12 protein-coding genes are annotated in these 16,002 nt (G+C 34.5%); 5 read left to right on the top strand and 7 right to left on the bottom strand.

The features are described from left to right. The first annotated feature begins 226 nt into the window (after positions 1 to 226). Genes KQI_RS27055 through KQI_RS0116705 form a run of 4 tightly spaced genes read left to right on the top strand, consistent with a single transcriptional unit; the run spans position 227 to position 6,734 of the window. Positions 227 to 1,534, top strand: a complete 1,308-nt coding sequence (locus KQI_RS27055; RefSeq protein ID WP_010347986.1) for a hypothetical protein — start codon at positions 227 to 229, stop codon at positions 1,532 to 1,534. Positions 1,535 to 1,537: 3 nt separating this feature from the next. Continuing rightward, complete coding sequence (locus KQI_RS0116715) at positions 1,538 to 4,225, top strand: hypothetical protein (RefSeq protein WP_010347984.1); 2,688 nt, start codon at positions 1,538 to 1,540, stop codon at positions 4,223 to 4,225. Positions 4,226 to 4,237: 12 nt separating this feature from the next. Continuing rightward, positions 4,238 to 5,995, top strand: coding sequence for a hypothetical protein (locus KQI_RS0116710; RefSeq protein ID WP_010347983.1), 1,758 nt, complete (start codon positions 4,238 to 4,240; stop codon positions 5,993 to 5,995). Next, positions 5,979 to 6,734: a hypothetical protein gene (locus tag KQI_RS0116705; RefSeq protein ID WP_010347982.1), complete on the top strand. Its 756-nt coding sequence runs from the start codon at positions 5,979 to 5,981 to the stop codon at positions 6,732 to 6,734. The genes KQI_RS0116710 and KQI_RS0116705 overlap by 17 nt, the downstream gene beginning before the upstream one ends. A gap of 385 nt (positions 6,735 to 7,119) precedes the next feature. Here KQI_RS0116705 and KQI_RS29825 read toward each other — a convergent pair whose 3' ends face one another. The 7 genes from KQI_RS29825 to KQI_RS27030 all read right to left on the bottom strand — a co-directional run bounded on the left by KQI_RS29825 (position 7,120) and on the right by KQI_RS27030 (position 14,822). Next, complete coding sequence (locus KQI_RS29825; protein WP_138984816.1) at positions 7,120 to 7,224, bottom strand: IS3 family transposase; 105 nt, start codon at positions 7,222 to 7,224, stop codon at positions 7,120 to 7,122. A 268-nt stretch (positions 7,225 to 7,492) separates the two neighbouring features. Then, positions 7,493 to 7,981 (bottom strand): IS3 family transposase, encoded by a 489-nt coding sequence (locus KQI_RS28555; protein WP_138984815.1) that lies wholly within the window; start codon positions 7,979 to 7,981, stop codon positions 7,493 to 7,495. Beyond that, positions 7,954 to 8,133 carry a hypothetical protein gene (locus tag KQI_RS27045; protein ID WP_010347980.1) on the bottom strand — a complete coding sequence of 60 codons (180 nt, stop codon included), beginning with the start codon at positions 8,131 to 8,133 and terminating at the stop codon, positions 7,954 to 7,956. The genes KQI_RS28555 and KQI_RS27045 overlap by 28 nt, the downstream gene beginning before the upstream one ends. Positions 8,134 to 8,395: 262 nt before the next feature. Continuing rightward, positions 8,396 to 9,619, bottom strand: a complete 1,224-nt coding sequence (locus KQI_RS27040; RefSeq protein WP_010347979.1) for a restriction endonuclease subunit S — start codon at positions 9,617 to 9,619, stop codon at positions 8,396 to 8,398. 4 nt (positions 9,620 to 9,623) lie between these two features. Then, positions 9,624 to 11,180, bottom strand: coding sequence for an HsdM family class I SAM-dependent methyltransferase (locus tag KQI_RS0116680; RefSeq protein ID WP_010347978.1), 1,557 nt, complete (start codon positions 11,178 to 11,180; stop codon positions 9,624 to 9,626). A gap of 128 nt (positions 11,181 to 11,308) precedes the next feature. After that, on the bottom strand, positions 11,309 to 14,314 hold the full coding sequence (locus KQI_RS27035; protein WP_010347977.1) for a type I restriction endonuclease: 3,006 nt from the start codon (positions 14,312 to 14,314) through the stop codon (positions 11,309 to 11,311). 163 nt (positions 14,315 to 14,477) lie between these two features. Next, positions 14,478 to 14,822: a helix-turn-helix domain-containing protein gene (locus KQI_RS27030; RefSeq protein WP_241763946.1), complete on the bottom strand. Its 345-nt coding sequence runs from the start codon at positions 14,820 to 14,822 to the stop codon at positions 14,478 to 14,480. A gap of 147 nt (positions 14,823 to 14,969) precedes the next feature. Between KQI_RS27030 and KQI_RS0116665 the strand changes: the two genes are divergently transcribed. Next, on the top strand, positions 14,970 to 15,959 hold the full coding sequence (locus KQI_RS0116665) for a DGQHR domain-containing protein (protein WP_010347975.1): 990 nt from the start codon (positions 14,970 to 14,972) through the stop codon (positions 15,957 to 15,959). Positions 15,960 to 16,002 lie beyond the last annotated feature (43 nt).

The following is a 16,002-nucleotide window of genomic DNA, read 5'->3' as shown; positions in this document are numbered from 1 at the left end:
ATGGGGAAAAAAACAATGCAGGTTGCATTACAATAAAAACACTTTATAAATCAATGCTTTATGAGGGGGGTTATTTCAAACAATCCCTTCTTTTTTTGTGTAGAAAAAATGGTAAGCATATATTAAGATACTTGGTATAAAGTATTCAGTATTCATTTATTCAATAGGGGGAGGTGATCCCGTGTTAGGGAGCTTATGTTCTACGTGCCTGATATGGGAGAACTGAATGAGCTATAAGTATGTGGTAAGACAGATGAAGATTAATGATAGGAGACATGGAAAGCTCGTAGAAGAAGAAAAGATATTTCTGTGTCTGGAAGACAAAGAGACGGGGTTAGTGTTACCACACCCATTGTCTAATTTCATAAAGAGTACATTTGAAAGAAAATCATTAGCTTTAAAAACGCAGAAGAATTATGCTGAGGAAATTAAAAAATTTTTAAACTATATCTTAGATGCTATTGCAGATGAAGAAGAAGCATTCGTTGAACTACAATATAAGGGTTTAAAGGGGCTACAACTAAAGCATGGTGGAATCTATATTACACATTTGACTGAAAGAGTACGAGCAAAGGAAATTATCGCACAACAAGTAAGAGATGCTGATCGTATACTTACGAAATTTTACTTTTGGCTGACTGAGCAAGATCTAATCATAGAGAAAGTTTATTATAGAGAAGAAATACGAAGCATAAATGGTCAAAAGGCGGTCGTGATTCGTAGCCCCTTTGACAATTTTGAATTAGGAACTGAATACCCCAACACAAGAGATACGAGAAAAGAGAACGATACGCTACACGATTTTGGAAACGGGAGATTAGACCTTGTAAACTTTTTTCTCAGGGTTGCGGAAATAGAGGCTCCTGATATTGCATTGGGAATAGCCTTTCAATTTTACGGAGGTCTAAGAAAAGGTGAAGTAGTCAATCTTTTGCGTAGTAGTGTGAAGGAACCAATGAGAAACGGTTCAGGCGAACTTACATTGAACATAAAAGATAACTGGAATATCTTGTTCTCGGAGAAGAAACTAACAGTTGCAGAACAAGTAAAGAAGCCAAGAATACAGGCAGTGTTCAAAGCTCCTATCGTATTAGAAATGTACAAAAAACATAAAGAACTACTTTCAAGGATGGACAAGAATGGAAAGGCGCAAAATGAATATGCCCTATTTTGCTCAATTCATAACGGAAAGCCAGTTTCGGGGACAGCTTATTGGGAACGTTTCACAAAGATAAAAAACAAATTTTTGAGTATTCTCCTCGAGAGCGATAAAGAAGCATATAGAATGCTGACTTCAAAAAATTGGTCTACTCATATTGGTAGAGGGATTTTTACCAATATGCTTGTATTCTTGTTGGGGTGGTCGGCAAGCGAAGTAATGATTGCAAGGGGCGATAGTAACATTCAATCTTCTAACAGCTACATTGAAGAACAGAACGTTAAAAACAAAACAGAGGAAGCTATCGAGATAATAGCAAAAGCTTCTACCCACGTAGAAAAAACATACTCAAAAATTCAAGAGTTAAGGGGCTAATAAATGGAAGGATACGCAGTCTATTCGGAGTTAGACGGCAAGTTTGATTTTAAACGTTATGGGATGAATGAAACCAAAATAAAAATGTTAATAGATCATGGAGAAATTGAGGCGAAAGTGATAAGTGACCGATATCAACGTACGTACATTTCTATAGATTCTGTACAAAAATACATTCAAAAGGTAAACACGCTTCGTAGTAATTATTATACGGTGGAAGAAGCCTTTATGAAGATTGCGGGAAAACAAATTCGAACAGATACGCCTGGGTGGCGTAAGTTCACAGAGCAGGCAGGATTAGAATTGTTGAAGCTTGATATTCCTATAACAAGACAAGAAAGTTTATTAATGGAAAAGAGCAGTTGCGATAAGTTTTTGAAGGAATACTTTTCTCTCACTGAGGCATATCAAATATTAGGGCTGAACATTGATATCAGCTCTTTTAAGAATGTTTTGGTGAAACAGGGTGTTCCGATTTTGGAATTACAAAACCTGTACGATTGCAAATTTGTTAAGAAACAGGATGTATACAGAAAATACCGAGATGTTATAACTGTTCAAGAATGTCGGGAGATATTATCAATTACGTTTGAAAATCTTCGTGAAGTCTTCAAAAAATATAAAATTGAACCATTCTTCACCAGTGGACCAAATCTACATATTAGCAATAATGATTTTAACCTTCTCAGAGACTTACAGGAAAAGTCATTGAAGGAGCTTTCGGAAAATACTTATACCTTCGATGAAGTTGCGGCTCTTCACAATGAAATAGGTACTGTCAAGCCAGATGACGATGCATTAAAAAGGTATGAAATTCAGGGAGCAATCGCCCCACTATTTAGAGTTGAAAAATACAAATTCAAACGGGTGTTATATAACAAGAAAGGTATTGACGATTTTATTGAACGACTGAGGCTGGAAAGAAAAATTTCTTGTTTGTATGACAGTATTATGGATTATCCCCTTCTCTTACAGCAAGTTCTTAAGGTGGAGAATGTGGAGTTTTCCCAAAAGGCACAAATCACAAAAGAGATTTGGCTTCGATATGCTAATCAAACATTAAGGAAAATGACTGGAAATAGAGAATCTTGTTTGAATAAAGTAACCAGTCTTAGAAACGCAACAAAGGTGATAGCGAATTTTGCAAAGGATAGGGACCTTCTTTCGTTTTCTGAGAAGGAAATGAACCTGGGTATATTCAACAATAATATTCCGATAAAACATCAAATTCATATATATACTTTCTTGTGTGAAGTTGTGTATAGCATAGAACATAGCAAAGGGAAGAGGGTTCTCGATCTTTCAAAATTAAATTTTAGTCGCCAGAGTGCCAAGGAAATCAAAAGAAAATCTAAGGAGACGTATAAGCTTGAAGAGTACATGGCTCTGTATTCCTTTGTAAAAGACTATAAACTCCATAAAGAATTGGCTTTACAGGATGTTAAGAGCATAAGAAATCACAGTGATTTGAAGAACACTAAAATATACAAGAAGTATGATTCTATGTGGTTGTATGTTCTTTTGCATATCAATAATGGTTGGAGAAAAGGAACTGTAGTCGAGTTTCCCAGGTATCCATCCCATCATTTCAAGAAGTTGGATTATACATCAATTGAGTCATTAGAAGAATTGGAATTGACAATGGATGACGCTGAACAAATTATTAAGTTTTATCAAGCCCAATGGTTTGAACATAATAAGACGCATGAAAAGGCTACATTTTATTGTTCCAGTGAATTAAAAATACCAATGGCTTACGCCATCTTGATTTGTGAATATAGGATAAGGAAATTCCATATCGATGACGAAAGTAATTTAATACACTTCTATAATAAAAAGAACGAAGTTAATTCGGGAACCCACGACCATTTCTTCAAAAATTACGAGGGTTCATTTAAGTTTGAATCAAGAAAAATGAACAGAACTGTTTTGAGCATTACAAGCTCCGTAATTGAATCGGTATTGGATGGAGATCCGTTATTGATTGCACAGCATCTTAGAGGTCATACAAAAGCGGAGACAACAAACGTTTATATACAAGTACCGCAAGAACATTTGGATTCTATTACAGAACAGCTATTTGATACGGGTTACTTTGGATATGTGTACCAAAAGGTTAATACCCTATTGTTTGGAAAAATTCATATAAACAAACTGGATACAAAACAACAATCGCTCAAATTAAAGAAACTTCTTGGAGACGTTGTGAAATTGGAGGACATGGCTTCATATCTGAATGTATTGTCAAACCGACAGGAGGAAGTAGGGGCGTATTTAGAGGGATTTCCAAAAGAGGAACTGAAAAGCAAATTGAATCTTATAAACTTAGGTCTCTCCCCTGCCAGGGAAGAAACATATCAATGCTTCTTTTCAACGTGTATCGCTCCAAAGATAGAGTGTAACAAATGCCCTTTTTCAATCCCTCACTTCTATTCTCTAAGTACCATCTGTAAAAGAATGAAGCGTATTTTTGCGATTTATAAAGAGACCTCATATAGAGAAGATGTACCGATTGGAGAAAAAACAAAGCTGTATAATTTATTACTTTTGGACTTTTCTAAAATCGCCGATGCTAAACGAAAGTTTGGGTCAGAAATCATTGAGATGTTGATGGATTTAGACTACAGCGGGTTTATAGAGGGCTTAGAGGGGCTTCCTGACCCACAGGAGGACTTACACCTTATCCAGTAAAGGAGAGGCTTCATGATTGATACAGCAGTATTAGAGAAGGTATTAGATACAATAAGCGAATATAACGAGAATCACTTTAATTTGGCGGATTCTATTGAAGAAGCAAAGGTAATTCTTCAGTCGGAGATGAAAACCAATAAACTTAGCTCTTGCCATTTTGAAGAAATGAAGTGGTTCCTTGAGGTTCCATACGAATCGAGAAGAGAATCTATTGGATTTGAAGAAATAAAAAGTACGGTACAGTTCAACAAACATATCCGTACAAAACAATTTATCGATATTGTAAAATGTTGGACTACCACTCTTATTGATGAACGGCTCAGCTCTCAAACAATTTCTGCAATGGTAAACGAAGGGGTTCTCATATTCTTAAAAATATCAAAAGGGCTTACAGAAACGAATTATGACGAACTTGCCGATATATTATTAAGTATGACTGACAGAATGAGGAGGCACTTGTGCATATCAACGTTAAATTTCTTTGATTATTACAACGAATTTGATTTTAGCGTTGATGAATACATCTCTCTCCTATACTCACTGAAGCCAAAGACGGAAAAAAGTGCTGTAAGAATAATTCCGCCCTCGAAGGATATACTTGTCTTTTCCAAAGTATTAGAGAACTATTTTTCAACGAAACTATCGGAGATTGAATACTTGAAATGGTTTTCTGTTTGGCTTTGGTGGAATTTGACGAACCTAATTCCAATGAGAGCAAGTGAGTATTGTAATATACAACGTGACTGTCTCTTCGAAAGAAATGGGAAGCTCTACATCAAATTACCGAGACATAAGATAAAAATTGTAAACGCAAGACGAATTCAAGTATTGGACGAAATTTGTATTCCTGATTGGCTTTACCAAGAGATAGATAAGTATAGGAAGAAGACTAATAGATTTGGAAGGTCAGATACACTCATTTCTTATTTATCTATACCGAAAACTTATGAAGGGCAATATTGGATGCCTACTGAGGGGACACAAGGAAAAAAACTAAACCCATACAGGTTTGCGAATGGGATATTTAGAGAAGAATTGAGGTCTTTCTATAAGCATGTAGTGTATGATCGTTATAAAATCACGCTAAATAGAAATGCGTCTGATTTGGATAATATATCCATTTCACAGCAATTAAGACCTGGTGACACAAGACACATTGCTTTTTTAAACCTGAATCGACAGGGATACCACCCTGTAGAGATTGCTCGACTTGGAGGGCATATAGCATTAGAATCACAAAATCACTATTTCAATCATATTCAGAACTACGTTGACCTTGAGATTTTAGAATTAGTTTCAAAAGTTGATATGGGTAGTGATAGCAATAAAATGGATACCGCACATAGACAGCAGATTACGGCAATCGGAACCTCATTTATAGAAAAGTTTGTAATAAGACCATCGGGAACTAACGTTAAGATTAAATTAACAGATGGATACTGTACAGATCCGATGCAGAATTGTAGTGTCGAAGACTGTTGGGAATGCGATTCTTGGAGAATATCGAGTGAGGAATTATCGGAGAAACAGCATATTTTGTCTGCCAAATTGAATACCCGGAAGTCTGAAATACATGAGGTTGTGGAAAGCTTGAAGGATATATATATGAGTATATATAATAGCGTAACCGATGACTTTTACTCCTCCGATAATCCTGAAATGCGAAAAGAATTGCTTAAAAGGTCAAGACGTATAGATAACGCAATTAGAAGATACGTTAATCTGGCAGGTATGAAGGAAAGGATTGATTTAATTGGAAACGAGGGGTAGAAAAGCCACAGTATATAACGAAGAAGAAATTAGAAATATTGTATATAAATACATTCAAGAAGAAAAGATTTCAGGTGTACTAACCTACTCGGAAATGTTTCGCTTTGCGAAAAAACTGTATGAAAACGGAGAGATACCGTATCAACTGAGTGATGAATTCTGGAGACGCTCTAATCGTCAAGGAAGAAAGATAGTAGATGAAACAAACGAATCTTATAAAGTGACTATCCAAGGGAATACAACGGATCATACAGAAGTGTTTGTAGACACTGAGGAATGCATTAATAAATTCTTCTCTGGAAAAGGGACTGATAAAAAAAGGTTGATACAAGCCTTGAAACTAAACGAGAAAAAGGCAAGAGAATCCACTAAATATCTCAAAAAAATTGAACAAATGTCCGACGAGATAGAGTTTCAAAAAAACAAGGTCAAAGAGCTGGAGAAATTAGTTGAGCAACAACAAACAATTTTATTCTCATGGTTCAGTGCGAGTCACAAATCAGATGCTCCTCTTATTAACTTAGTGACCACTGGTAAGTCTCGACATCCAATCATTGATTTATTCTTCAACACTGCATTTTCAAATTTGGATGAAGGCTATAAGCGGTTCGAGGAATATAATAAAAATGTTGCCCGTAACAATCATCCTTCAAGTCAAGAGGAACATCGTGACGTAGTTACTCCAATGAGAAAAAGCAGGCTAAAACAATTATCTGAACAACTTAACGCAAAAGACTGAGACCTAAGAGATGTTATGAATCACTTTATGTACATTGAAAAAATATCCAAAATCTTACCTTATCTCGGCATCTCCCATTTTTCTTGATGGTAATGTTGAACGGCATCGTAATAATTCTAAATGCGGAATTGTCCCATTCCCAGCTTTGTCGAAAGATTTCTCGGAGTTCCTCTTACGCCTATGAGAAAGATTTGTAAGTAATTCGAGTTCTACATGCAATTTTTGTTGAAAGTGTCGTTCGAACTCCATATCCTCTTTACTCATTTTGATATCACCTCACTTCAATTATTATATATCAACTTTAAACCTAACAAGAACCAATTAAAAGACGACACTTGGCATATTGAACTGCCCCCTATCAATTAGACAGTAATAAAAAGCAGCACTAAGTAGCCTGAGTCCGATATTCATACGGGCTTAGGTTGTTTAATTTTTGTTGAAAACGTTGGTGGTTGTAGAAATGGATATAACTTTGGACAGCATGTTTCACTTCTCATCTGTTCGAAAAGTGTAGCAATCAAAACATTCCGATTTGAAATGGCTAAAGAAGTTCTCTATACCTGCGTTATCCCAACAGTTTCCCTTTCTGGACATACTGGCGATCATTTTGTATCTTTTAAGACGCTTGTTATATTAGCGAGATCTATACTGAAACCCTTGGTCACTATGCATGAGGACTCTCTGAACCTTCCGTTTCCTTCTTGCCTTTTTGAGGAGATCCATCACAAGCTTTTAATGGCGGACAGGTACAGTTTCTGTCAATTGAATATTAGGTAGGTAATGTCGGTGACCCATTTCTCGTTTGGTTTTGCAGCGTAGAAGTCCCTGTTCAAAAGTTTACTTGAAATGACGTATGCTTCTTTTTTGCCGTAAAAAGGCTTTTTCTTTCGGATGACAGCTTGGATCCCCATCTCGTTCATCAAGCGTTGGATTCGTTTGTGATTTAGGAACTGTCCGTATTTCTTCTCGATCCATACTTTGACCCGTCGATATCCGTAAATTCCTCTTACCTCATTACAGCACTCCATTATCTTCATTTTGGTCTGTTCGTCCTCAAGCTGCTTGGAAGAAGTAAACTGCTGCCTTTTCATCCACATATAGTCCCCACTCCTGGAGACTTGGGAGAGTCGGCATAAAAGGAAGACACTATGTCCTTTCTTGGCTAACTCCTCAATCGCTGCAAATTTTTTGTTGCAAAGTACCGAATCCATTCCACCTTTCACATCTTTAAGAGCTTTTTTAGCCATTCATTCTCCGCTTCAAGTCGTTTGATTTTGGCCTCCGGATCTTCATGTCTCGTTCGTGGTCTGCCCATCCCAGGTCCGTTTGCTTTTCCGCATTTTTCTTCCAGACCCGTCATTCCTTCTGCCTGAAAATGTCCTCCCCCCCGGCGTACCATAAGTAATCGATTCCTAACTTCTTCGCTACAGTTTTGTAACCCATCCCCTCTTTTAAGTATAAATCTACAGCTTTTTTCTTGAACGCTATATCGTACGTTTATCTAATTTTCTCCATAAGAAATCCCCCCATAATAGACAGAAGTGTTTGTTTTTTTCTGTCTATTATGGGGGGATCAGATCATATCCAGTGTTATCTTTTATTTACTGAAGTTTTCAAATCTATAGAAATAACAAAATTATGAATTAAATTTTATAAGATCATCATTTATTAATTAGTTTTCTGATTAGAAGATCTCGAGTTTCTATTAGATGGTTATTTTCTTCTTCAAGAATCTTAATTTTATTCGAAATAGGCCTTATAATATCATCATATTTTAATAGGATAGGTTTTTCAGGTATTATTACTTTCAATTTCGACATCATTTCTTTAGATACCTCTTTGAATGTGGAACCAGAAGCTATTCGTTTAATCTTAGGCATCAACGATTGCAATGTATAGTAAATGAATTCTGAGCTAATACCGGATTTAGGAGTTATTGATTTGAATCCTTGATTAGTGGTTAATGAGTTTTTTGCTATACTTAAATATCCAATTGGTGCACGAGAACTCATTAAAACGGTTCCTTTAGGTACAATCCTTGCCGAACTATTCCTTAGGCCATCATCTGTTATGTCAAGGTTTCCTCTTGATATATGCATGCATTTATTTACAGACAGATCCTTTGGAGTTATCCATGGAATCCCACATTTACAAAAGAATTTTTCGTTTTCAGTTGGAGGAGTACCTCCCAAAACAATTTCACCTAATTTTGTTATACTATCAAAATCCCAATCAATTGGAATTTCCTTTTCACCTGTATTCTTCATCTGACCATCAAAGTCTTTATACGGATCTCCATTTTCATTAGGGAAATTAAAATCAACAAACCATTTATGATATATCAATTGAGCATACTCTTTAATTGCATTAATAAGATCAATGTTTAATTGAATCTTATCATCGTAAGGTTTAATTTGAGAGACTATCATTTTTTGAGTATCAAGCTGTGGTATGTTTACATTTAATGATCGTAACTCAGAAAGTAGTAAATTCTTTTGACTACTCCCATATGCACGCCGTACCAATATATCAACACTTCTATATAGATAATAATATAAGTAATTAGGTATAACTTTTTCTGGATTAGGTTTAATTATTGCTACACTTTTTTGAAATACCGTATAACCAATCTTTACGGACTCATCCACAAAACACATTCTTCCGATTGTTCCACTGTTAGTTATGAGAACATCATCCAATTCCAATCGTGTTCTTCGGTGAACATCAATAAAATCCTCATAAGTAATCTGTCTTGCTCCGTTATAGTTTATTCGACCATTACTTACATCTTTACAACTAATAAAATAATATCCTGATCCCTCTTGTGAATTACAGTCACCGTGCTTACCATCTGTAATATTAAGGGTAATATCTCTTAGTTTCAAAATATTACACCCCCATCAGCTTTAAAATATGTTCATCAAGTTTACTCGATTTATCAATCATCCTTCTAATCTCATTTTGAAGTTCATTAAGTCTGGAATCAATGTCATAATCCAGATTTTCCTCTTTTAACTCTACATATTGTCCTGCTTGGATTGAAAAAGAGTTATTAATAATTTGGTCATTTGTAACAAGAACGGAAAACTCAGGTTCTTCTTTTCTACTTTTAAAGAAAGTGACTATCTTATTTCTTTCAATTTCTGATAAGACAGTTCTTTGTCCATCTTCAAGCGATACCTTCTCTCCTAAATTAGAAGCGTCTAATAACATTACTTTATCATCAGTTTTAGTTTTATCAATAAAAATAATACTAACTGATGTTCCCGTGGTTGCAAATATATTTGAAGGCATGTGTATAACTCCACGAAGAATATTTTCCCTTATTAGTTTTTCACGAATTTTCTTTGGAATTCCTGAAGCTGCTGTTGTAAATCCAGTTGGAACTACAACCGAAGCCTTACCTTTTTCAGAAAGCGAAGCAATTACATGTTGTAAAAACGTCTCATATATTGCCATTCCATTCTTATCTTTTTTAGGTATATTTGGTAATCCCGCAAAGAATCGATTGTACTTATCCGCCTTTAATGTTTCGATCATATTGCTAAAATCCATCTTAAAAGGGGGATTACTTACAATGAAATCAAACTCTAAAAGTTCCTCCCCATTTTTATGCTCGGGATTAGTTAACGTATTTCCTTCAATTACACTATGCAGGGAGTGAGCTAACTTATTTAAAATCAAATTAATTCGTAAAAATTGAGTGGATTTTTGTGAAATGTCTTGGGAATAAATTGAACACCTATCTGTACCGATTTTATTAGCTAATGCAAGCAATAATGTACCCGATCCTGCTGATGGGTCGTATAAAGAGACATTTGTTACTGGAGTATCATTATAAAGAATTTCTGCCATTATGTTTCCAGCAAATAACGGTGTGAAGTATTCTGCATATTTTCCAGAGTCCTTGTTATAGTCTTTAATAAGATACTCAAATACACTTGAAAAATAATCAAATCCACCCTTATAAATATCCTTAAAAGAATAGCGGGCTAAGATATTAATTGCTCTTTTAGCAAGCTCAAGCTCTTTATTTTCATCACGAATATAAGCTGATAGCGGTTCAAATAAAGGTTTTTTCTTTCCAGAAGCAGTCTCAATATTGTAAATTTCTTTATTGAGTTCATTGACTTCTATAAAAGCCAGGTCAAATATCTCATGAAAATTATCTTCGTTTTGTTGATGATATAAATGATCAATCAAATGTTTTTTTCTCATTTTAGCTATTTCGATACCTGCTAAATCAACAAAATCATCGAACTGTTCATCTTTATCACTGCGATTTTCGAATTCAAATAGAAGCTTGTCATTCAGAAATTTGTAAGTAAATAGTTCTGAAATAATTTTATACTCATCACCTGTATTACTTAATCCCAGTGATGTACTCATAGCTTTTAATTCATCAATCATCTTTTTCATTTGGCCCAAATACTCTTCGAAGCTCATGTTGCAGATTGCCTCCTATTTAGCACGATATACGTAAGTGTACCATCAAATACATCAATTTTGCTATGAATACCACATGAAAATCTACACGGAAAAATCCCCCTCGAGACATATGAGGGGGAGAGACTCTATTTATTTATAAATTGATCTTCAACGAAATATTCACCTATGGCTTCTACTTGTCGTATAGATAATGTAATTCCATGCTTTTTAAACGCACGATGAATGGGTCTTTTAATTTGGTGTAGCACAACAACTTTTGTCGGTCGGTGTATATGTCCGACAAGCGTTTCCATTTCTAAAATTACATCTTTGATTACTTGGTAAACAATGCTGTCCGTAAGACTCACATTATAATTGCGTAGAATTTTTTTATGAATTCTCATACAAGAATCATTACCGTTATATCTGGATGTAAGTCCGTTATTTTGAACGTTAAGTATAAGGATATCATTTAACAATAAATCGAGCTTTTCCAAAATTCCCCTTGTCTTTTCTGTCGTATCTTTTTGGTCACGGAAAGATCGTATAATATTCTTATATCTCATTTTTAGTTCATGAAACTGTGGATCATCTTGATCATTATTTGATGAGAAAGCATTTCGAATTCCATTAACTCTTTCGAGAATATCATTCTCGCTTGTAAATTCTAAATCAATCTCACCAGTTTTAAAAAATTCGACGATAAGATTTGTAAAGTCAATCTCACTAATATCATCATCATTATCATCATCGAGATATCTTTCAACGACTTTCAAATTGATCCGATTCGTTACTTCGTAATATGCTTTATTTATCCTATCAATTGGGATATTTGAAACATCTTCGTGACTCATTCTTAACTCATTATAACACTCTCTATAATCTAAAAGATCCGATTTAACTTCCCGTAACTGTTTTTCACTTAAAGGCTGTAATTGAATTTGGAATGCTTCTAAGTTGTTTTCGATATTACCCATATAATTGAACAAACTATTCTCTAATTGTTGAATTTTCTTCCTTACTTTTTCTACATCGATAAACATATCGTCTATATCATCACTATCGGCTTCAATCATGTCAGACTTTAATTCTTGAATATATCTACGATTAGTTTCTTCATATTCTTCGGTAATATCAACAAAATCAACAATGTAACCGTATTTCATATTCTTGTATGGACGGTTCACCCGTGCCAAAGTTTGTAATAATGAATGCTCTTTAATTTCTCTAAGCAAATATAATCTTTTTAATCGAGGTGCATCAAAGCCTGTAAGAAGCATATTAAAGACTATTATACCATCATATTCACTCTCTACATTGTTGCCATCTTGTTGATCTCGTTTCCCTCTAAATTCCTCCTGTTTGTCTTTATTGTTCTCTTCATCATAAAGAACAAGTGCAGTCTTTAAGGTGCTACTCTGGCTAAACCAGTCCTGAATTGCTCTTGCCTGATCAGATGATGAAGTAACAATCATAAAACCAAGAGTTTTATCTTTATGAATATCTTTCCTAAAAATTTGGAAATCATCTTCTATATATTTGCTAAGCTTCTGAATGAAAACAGGCTTCTTCGTTATAGACTCCCAATCCTTAACAGGAATTCTCTCTTCATCTTTAATTCCTAATAACTTTTTTACATCCTGTTTAAAGTGCGTCGCAATGTTTTCTTTCTTTATTTTTAGGGTATATCCATCAGCGATTGATTTGTTGTAATAGTATTTATGAATGTAATCGCTGAAAATGTCTGTTGTTTTAAACTCTTCTTTTAAGATTGGAGTTCCAGTTAATCCGATAAAAATGCCGTTTGCATCAGAACCCAGCAAGTTTGCCAAGAAAGTCCCTTTTGGTTTATATCCTCGATGCACCTCGTCCAGAAAATATATTCTCTGGATATTTTTGTTGATTTCAATTGATGCTGTAGAATCTTCCGAGAACTTCTGAATATTCACTACATTTATTGTTTCAACATATTTACCTTCTTGAGATCCAAGTGACACAATCATTGGGGACTTAATATTGTTTCTAAAATCCTCACGTGAATTAATATTTGCAATCGTTAGACCACGACTTGCAAATTCAGTTGAGGCTTGATGAAGCAAATCTAATCTATCTACCACAAAGTAAAACTTAGTAATAATTTTTTTTTGCTGATAGTAATCCCTTAATACATTACTCATAAAGTACGCAAGTGCAGTCTTACCTGATCCCTGAGTATGCCACGTGACTCCTCTTTTTAGGCCGCTTTCTAATTTTGTTATTAGTTCATCAATAGCAAATAATTGAGGATAGCGGATAATGTGCTTGTGTAGTCCATCTCTGGGGGAATCAACATAGAGAGTCCCATATCTAACAAAGAAAATTAATCTTTCCTTCGAAAAAATTGAAGTAATAAATTTATTTATATGCGTGTCTGGTTTTAAATTTGTTGCAAACTCAGAAGTGTCTCTAATTGACATGAGATTATTATCTCTAAGCACAAAATCAATTATTGCCTCATCAATATATTCAATAACAGCTATTTCTTTTTCTTCCCTAAAATTATTAAACGTAGTTTTCGTTCCATTAGGTGTAGTATAAAAACTTCCCTGCAATTTTATTCGAGCATTATCATCATATGGCATATTATTAGAGAAACCAAGGACTTGAAATTGATTAAAAAACGGAACAAACTCCTCAATGTTTGTCCTATATTTCATACGGCCAAATTCAGCTTGAATACCATTCTGATTATTGGGCTTCTTAACCTCTACAAACCCCAATGGAATTCCATTTATAAGAATAGTGATGTCAGGTCTAAATTCTTCACGATCACCTTTAAATGTTAATTCAGAGACAACTCGAAAATCATTATTTAAAGGCTCTTTTAAATCAATTAATTTCACAGACTGAAAACCGACTAATCTTTCAAAAAAAGATTTTCCCTTGTCTTTAAGGTTTGCTGTTAAATCAGCGATTTCCTTTATCAGATCTATGATAGTGGTATCGTCAAATTCTTTATTATTTATTTTGCTAATAGAGTTTTTAAAGATCTCAATAAAAATATTGTTTTTAGGGTCGATATGAACATTTTTTTTGCTCTGATATGTATAACCGAGTCTCAAGAAGTGTAATATCGCTGGTATCTTAACTCGTGAGTTCTCATTATGCTTCATCTTTTTTCTCCTGACTGAAATTATATTGTTTTTGATCTATTGAAGTAAAAATAGAATGTGAATAGCATATTTATTGAATCATATTGGTCACGAATTTCCAATGACCAAATGGTTATCCATTGGTTTATCAATAAGGGAATTGGGACATTTTGAGTTTTACTGTTTATTTCTGATTTCGTTTATCGAACGCCTTCAAAACATCAGACACCAGATTTTGTATTATTTCAATTTCATCAAAGTTGCGTTCAGATAGCTTAAGCGAAATCATGTCAATTCGTTTTTCAACCTCATAATTGTTCATGTCCTTCATCGGTTTAAAAACATCTTCATAGCTAATATTTAGTGCATTTACAATTCGTTCTAATGTATCTATAGAAATGTTTTTTTCTCCTCTTTCAATCCCACCAATATACGATTGCGGAAGTCCAACTTTTTCACCGAGCTGTTCTTGAGTTAATCCACGGTTTTTTCTTAGATATCGGATTCGTTCACCGACTATAGTCAACACACTTTCCAAATATTTCACCCCTCTTATAAGAGTAGGCAAATTATGCGTTCGCTAAAATACCCATATAGAATATATTTCCGATTGAGAATAGATCTTAAAAGATCTAAAATGACTTTGAACTTAACCAATGAAAGGAGTATCAATGTAATGAACGGAAATCAAGGCGTAATTGAGAATGTCGTGATGGGGAAATTACGTGGAAAAGTGTTTTATCAAAGTTCATTTCCTGCAACATTACGGTCCCAAATCATCTATGTAAAACCGTATGATATGACTTCAGGTAAGGGATATCAAAGGCCAGTAAATGTAAAGAGAGCGAAAGATTTTGCGAATTATTTGTCAGTGGGTGAAGAATCTTTGTTTACCCCTATACTATTAAACGCAGCTTCGAACTGGGAGTTTATTTGCTATGACAGACAACGGCCAAGCTTCGGAAGATTGTTATGTAAAGGGAAAGCATCATTAATGGATGGTCAGCATCGAATGGATGGAATCGATATGTATGTAGATGAAACGAGCGCTGATATATCAATCCCATTCATGGCATTCCATTATCTGGATGAAGATGAAGAAATAAAACTTTTTGATACTATTAATACGAAGGCTAAAACTATAGGCTCATCTTTGAATAAGTATTTGAATAGGAATTCTGATGTAAATAGTTGGGTTGCTACAGAACTTGTTATTAGAAGAGATAGCCCTTTCCATCAAATTGGCAGTATTATCGGAAAACGTACCAAGGGGCGTCATGTTACTTTGCAGAATTTATACCGCATTGTTAAGTTGTTTTCATCGTCCCCGAAGGCATCATCACTACCAAAAGAAGTAGTTCTTGAAACAACATTAATGTATTATAAAGCAATCGAAGAGATGTTTCCGAAAGAATGGAATAACTACAATGAATTTAGACTTACTCATATTGTTGTATTGGATGCATTTGCAATGGTAGGAAGCATTGTTTTGGAACAAGCCATTAAAGATAAACATAAGCCTATCGATCAATCTGTTATTGTTAAATCAGTAAAGTGCTTATCAGGCATAGATTTGTCATCAACAGGCCCATTGAAATATTTGAAAGGGATAGCTGGTTCTAAATCATTAGCTTCTGATCTAAAATCGATTATGATATCAATCTGATTATTGTAGAACATTAATGGAACGATTAATTTTTTTGTTGATA

Source organism: Paenibacillus peoriae KCTC 3763 (assembly GCF_000236805.1).
GTDB classification, from domain to species: Bacteria; Bacillota; Bacilli; order Paenibacillales; family Paenibacillaceae; genus Paenibacillus; species Paenibacillus peoriae.
The sequence above is the reverse complement of the archived record's forward strand: the minus strand, read 5'-3'. Positions and strand labels throughout refer to the sequence as shown.